The sequence below is a fragment of the Variovorax sp. P4_D9 genome (assembly GCF_056401695.1).
The window spans coordinates 1-5,894 of sequence record NZ_JBFUIU010000568.1 but is presented as its reverse complement, the minus strand read 5'-3'; the positions used below and the strand labels follow the sequence as shown (position 1 = coordinate 5,894).

Below are 5,894 nucleotides of genomic sequence, written 5' to 3'. Positions count from 1 at the left end.
CTTCTATGGGCCCACCGAAGCGAGCGTGGACAGCGCGTGGTACGAAATCGGAGCACAACTGCCCGATCGCCCGCTCGTGCCGATCGGCCGTCCCATCGCCAATGTGCAGCTCTACATTCTCGATGCCCTGCTCCAGCCGCAACCCRCCACCGTCGCCGGCGAACTCTATGTCGGCGGGCTGGGCGTGGGGCGCGGCTACCAGAACCGCCCGGACCTCAGCGCGGATCGTTTCCTGGCGAATCCCTTCCGTCCCGGCGAAACCATGTATCGCACCGGGGATTCGGCGCGCTGGCTGCACGACGGCGTGGTGGAGTTCGTCGGCCGCAACGACGACCAGGTCAAGCTGCGTGGCTTTCGCATCGARCTCGGGGAGATCGAGGCGGCACTGGCTGCCTGCGATGAGGTGCAGATGGGCGCGGTGCTTCTGCGCGACCTCGGCCCGGACCGCAAGGAACTGGTCGCGTACCTGGTCCCGAAGGGGCCCGCCGATGCACGGTCCCTGCGTTCGGCCTTGAAGACGAGGCTGCCCGACTACATGATTCCAGGCGCCTTCGTCTTCCTGCCGGAGTTGCCGCGGCTGGCCAACGGGAAACTCGATCGCGGCCGGCTTCCGGGCCCGGACAGCGATGCAGCGTCACTCCAGCAGCTGGCCCCACGATCGCCGATCGAATCGACCTTGCTGGACATTTGGTGCGCCGTGCTGGGCAAGTCGGGTTTCGGCGTGCGCGCCAACTTCTTCGATCTTGGCGGGCATTCGCTGCTGGCGACGCAGGTCGTGTCGCGCATCCGTTCCACACTTCGGGTCGAGCTGCCCTTGCGCCGGATGTTCGAGCACCCGACGATCGAGGAACTGGGCCACGCGGTCAGCGCCCTTGCGTCGGATCCGGACGTCGGCGAAGGCGCCCAGATGGCGCCCATCTCCCCGGTGCCGCGCGGAGGGCCGCTGCCGGTGTCGTTCTCGCAGCGTCGCATGTGGGTGCTGAACCAGATGGACCCCGGTGGCGCCGCGTACAACATGCGCGACATGATGCGTCTGCGCGGGCCGCTGGCCAAGGCCGCGCTGCGCCGGGCGCTGGATGGCCTGGTCGCGGGGCACGAGGCATTCCGCTCGACCTTCGAGTTCGGAGACACCGAACCCCGGGTCATCATCGGCGCGGTGCAGCCGGCCCACGTGATCGAGCTCGACCTGTCGGTGCTGCCAGAGGCCAATCGAGAGGATGAACTCCACCGGCAGGCTGCGCAAATCGCAGCGGAGCCCTTCGACCTGGCCTCCGGTCCCGTTCATCGCTTTGTCCTGATTCAGCTCGACGAGAACGAGCATGTCCTGGTCCTCGTGATGCATCACATCATCGGCGACGACTGGTCGTGGGGCATCCTCTTGAGCGAGCTTCAGGCGCTGTACGCAGCCCAGCTGCGGGGCCACGCAGCATCCCCGCCCGCTCGCGCGCTCGATTTCGCCGACTATGCAAGCTGGCAAAGAGAGCACATCGACGACCAGATGCTGGCCCGCCAGACGCACTACTGGCTGGGGCAGCTCGCCGGCATGAGCCCCTTGAATCTGAGCTCCGACACCGCGGTGGCGCAGCGGCTCAGCAGCCGGGGCGACCGTATTCGACGGCAGTTCCCGGAGGGCTGGCTTGCCGGCGTCCAGCGCTTCGGCGCTGGCCTCGGGCTGACCCCGTTCATGACACTGCTGGCTGCATTCCAGGCCTTGCTGGCGCGTTATTGCGGCCAGGAGGACATCGCGGTCGGGACGCCGATCGCAGGGCGCATGCGCATCGAGTCAGAAGGGTTGGTCGGTTCGCTGGTCAACACGCTGGCGTTGCGCAGCCAGGTCCGTCCGGCGCAGAGCTTCACCGAGTTGGCGCAGCAGGTTCGGGAAACCTGCCTGTCGGCCTTCACCCATCAAGACATCCCGTTCGACTACCTGATGGACCGGCTGCACCAGCAGGAGTCAGGGGCGAGGGCGCCCGAAGTGCGCGTGATGTTCAATGTGCTCAACACGCCGCGCAAGGCTCCGCAGTTCGAAGGCCTCGACGTGGACTTCGTGCCGCTGAACCTGCACGCCACGCAGTTCGACCTTTCATTGACGATCGACACCGAGATCGAGCATGCCCTGACGCTGGGCTATTCGACCGAACTCTTCGCACCCGCGACCGCGCAGGCGATGCTGGACAACTACTTGCATCTGCTGGACCGCTTCATGCAGCAGCCGGACCGGCCCCTGCACGACCATGCGGCAGCGAGTCCCGAAGACCTGGCGCGGCTCGCCGCATGGAACCGGACCGAGAGGCCGTTTCCACGCGAGCTCACGCTTCATGGCCTTCTGGGTGAGCAGCGCCGGGCGTCCGGCACGGCCGTCATGCAACTGCCGGGTGAGGCGCTGGGCTATCCGGAGGTGTGGTCGCGCGTGGCCCGGCTGGCCCATCTGTTGCGCGCCCGCGGCGTGCGGCGGGGGAGCCTGGTCGGGCTTTGCGTGCAGCGCACGCCGACGATGGTGGTTGCGCAACTCGCCATCTTGAGCGCAGGCGGCGCCTATGTGCCGCTGGACCCGGCCTACCCGCTGCAACGCCTGCACGACATGGCTCGGGACGCGGCGCTGACGCTGCTGTTGACCGAACAGGATCTCGCGGGCCTGTGGCAGGACCTCGCCATGCCGACCCTGCTGCTGGATCAAGCGCAAGCGGAGTTGCTGGAACAGCCGGACACCGCCTTGACGCCCGATGACGATTCCGATGCACGGCCGACGGACCCGGCCTATGTCATCTACACCTCGGGCTCGACCGGAAAGCCCAAGGGAGTGGTCGTGCCGCATCGGGCGGCGGTGAACTTCTTGCTGTCGATGCAGCGCGAACCCGGGCTTGGCCGGGAGGATGTGCTGGTGGCCGTGACGACGCTGAGCTTCGACATCGCGGTGCTCGAACTGCTGCTGCCGCTGCTGGCCGGCGCGACCGTCGTCCTCGCCAGCAGGGAACAAGTGGTCGACGGCGGGGCGCTGCGTCGCCTGGTTGCTGAGGCAGGGGCGACGGTGATGCAGGCGACGCCCGCGACCTGGCGCATGTTGATCGACGCCGGCTGGAGCGGATCGCCATCCTTCAAGGCCCTGGTCGGGGGCGAGAGTCTCAGCCCGAACCTGGTCCAGGAGTTCTCGGGGCGAACCGGTGAACTCTGGAACCTCTACGGCCCGACCGAAACCACGGTCTGGTCGACCTGCTGGAAAGTCCCGTCGGAGCCGCAGACCATCTCGATCGGCCGCCCGATCGCGAACACCCGAATCCACGTGCTCGATGCGCAGGGAAGCCGTTGCCCGGCGGGCGTGTCGGGGGAGATCTTCATCGGTGGCGACGGCGTCGCTTCGGGCTATCTGCGCCGCCCCGAACTGACCGCCGAGCGCTTCATCCCGGACCCGTTTAGCGCCGACCCGCACGCGCGCTTGTACCGGACCGGAGACCGCGGGCGCTGGCGCCATGATGGCCTGCTCGAACATCAGGGCCGACTCGACTTCCAGGTGAAGGTGCGCGGGCATCGGATCGAACTCGGAGAAATCGAATCGTGCCTGCTGGCGCACCCCGGTGTCTCCCAATGTGTCGTCGTCGCGCGCGAAGACCGACCCGGCGAAGCCCGCCTGGTGGCCTACCTGGTCTTGCGCGATGGCGCTCCCGGCGGGCCGGAATTCAAGGATCACCTGCGCCTCAGTCTGCCCGACTACATGCTGCCCCAGCACTACGTCGTCCTCGAGGAAATGCCGCTGCTGCCCAACGGAAAGGTCAACCGGCACGCGCTGCCTGCAGTGCGAATCGAATCGCGCGCACACTCGAGCGCCGGCGCCGCGCCGTCCACGCCCGCGGAGATTGCCCTGGCTGGGATCTGGGGCGAGGTTCTGGGCATCGAGAGCGACGCGATCGCACGCCTCGACAACTTCTTCGACCTGGGGGGCGACTCGCTGCAGGTCAGCCGCGTCGTCATTGCCTTTCGTCGCACCAGCGGCGTCCGTCTGGAAGCCCGCCGGATGATCTTCGAATCCCTGGGACAGTTGGCGAGTGGCATCGAGTTGTCTGCGCACCAGGCGGCCCAGGAGGAGGAAGAAGCGGGGAAGCAGTCCAAGAACTGGTTCAAGCGTTTGTTCAGCTAGGCTTGCGGCGCCACCGGGTCGGCGCAGCGCGGAGCCGATGGCGCTGCACAGAGTACCGGCGCAGCTGGCGATGGTCACGGCTTCGCCGGTAGTCCGCCGATGTCTTACCTGTTCGGCTTCGGCCACCGCTTCGGCCTGCTCGACGACCAGAAGGTCAACGAGGCGATCGAGGGCTTAACGAGGCAGCTGACCTTCGCCGACACCCATATTCCGCTGCACCTCGCGTCCACCGACTACAACAGCGGCGAGAAGGTGGTGCTGTCCGAGGGCAAGCTGACCGACGCGATCCGCGCCAGCATCGCGATCCCGCTAGTGCTGCCGCCGTGGCGCCGGTCGACGGCCGGCTGCTGTTCGACGGCGGGGCGTCGAACCCAGTGCCCGTGGACGTGGCGACGCGCGAGGGCTGCGACATCGTGATCGCCATGGGCTTCGAGGAGCCGGTCGAAGGCGCGGTGCGCTCGGCGATGCAAGCTGGCACGGCGCGCCATCTCGATCTCGGTCAACCACTTCATCCGCTCGCAGTACGCGCTCTACAGCCTCACGCACCATGCGGAGATGATCCCGATCCTGCCGGTGTTCGAGCGCCGCATCGGATTGCGCGACCTCAGTGAGCTGCCCTACGTCATGGCCCTCGGCGAACGCGCGGCCGAGTGCGAGATCCCGTACCTCCGGCGGCTGCTCGCCGCCGGAATGACCGCCATCGACAGCCAGCCGGGGAGGGCGTCGTGAATGCCACCGCCGTCACGCCGGATCGCGCCCTGGTGGTCGATGACAACGAGATGAACCGCGACGTGCTGTCGCGCCGCCTGTAGCGAGGCGGTGGACAGCGGCGAACGCGCCCTGGCGCGGCTCAAGGTCCAGAACTTCGACCTGATCCTGCTCGACGTCGTCGCTGATGTCTGCGACAAGGGCGTCGGTGCGGCACTCTACATGGCGCTGTTCCGGACGCTGATCTGGGCCACCGCGAGCCAGCGCTTCCCGGAGGGCACCGATGCGGCCGCAGTGCCGCTGGCCACCGCCACGCTCACCAATGACTACATCGCCCGCATCGATGGCCGCGCGAACATGTTCGCCTCCGCCTTCCTGGGGATCCTCGACGCCGGGACCGGCGCCTTGCTCTATGTCAACGCGGGCCACGATCCGCCGCTGATCGCCGACGCCGAGGGAAGCCGTCGGCGGCTCGGCCTGACCGGGCCGGCGCTCGGGCTGCTGGCTGAGCAGCGCTTCACGCTAGGCGTCACGCAACTCCATGTCGGCGACCTGCTGCTCGGCTACACCGACGGCGTGGTGGAGGCGGCCGGCGGCGAAGGCGCGTTCGGGGAGTCGCGGCTGCGGAGGCGCTGCGCGACCTGCAGGGCTCGTCCGATGCTCTGCTGCAGCGGATCGAGCTGGCGCTCGATGCGTACAGCGACGGTGCGGAAGCCTCGGACGCGACATCACGATGGTGGCGCTGCGGCGACGCGGGTTGGGCGAGGACCTGTAGGCCTTCGAGGTGCAGGCGGGCGCTTACGCCGCAGGGCTGGCAGCCCTGCCTTGCAGTTCGACACAGCTTCAGTCTTTAGAATGGGCCGCCACGAGTTGAATGGAGTCTTTCCTTGCGCCTTGCCACCTTCGCCTTCGCCGCGCTTGCCGCTGCGGCCACACTTCCGGCCTTCGGGCAGGTCAACATCAACATCAACGTGCCCGGCCTGGTGCAGGTGGCGCCGCCGCCTCCGCGCTATGAAGTTATGCCCGGACCGCGGCCGGGCCAAGTGTGGGTGCC

At 67.8% G+C, this 5,894-nt stretch carries 4 protein-coding genes; all 4 read left to right on the top strand.

Annotation, left to right across the window (positions count from 1 at the left end; all coding sequences use genetic code 11):
• The coding region (locus AC1DY5_RS38990; protein WP_478119809.1) for an amino acid adenylation domain-containing protein at nt 1–4,132 on the top strand (4,132 nt) is incomplete at its 5' end.
• 99 nt (nt 4,133–4,231) lie between these two features.
• Entirely contained in the window at nt 4,232–4,549 is a 318-nt protein-coding gene (locus AC1DY5_RS38985) for a patatin-like phospholipase family protein (protein WP_478119808.1), read from the top strand.
• A 138-nt stretch (nt 4,550–4,687) separates the two neighbouring features.
• Entirely contained in the window at nt 4,688–4,861 is a 174-nt protein-coding gene (locus tag AC1DY5_RS38980) for a hypothetical protein (protein WP_478119807.1), read from the top strand.
• A gap of 90 nt (nt 4,862–4,951) precedes the next feature.
• The coding region (locus tag AC1DY5_RS38975) for a PP2C family protein-serine/threonine phosphatase (RefSeq protein ID WP_478119806.1) at nt 4,952–5,894 on the top strand (943 nt) is incomplete at its 3' end.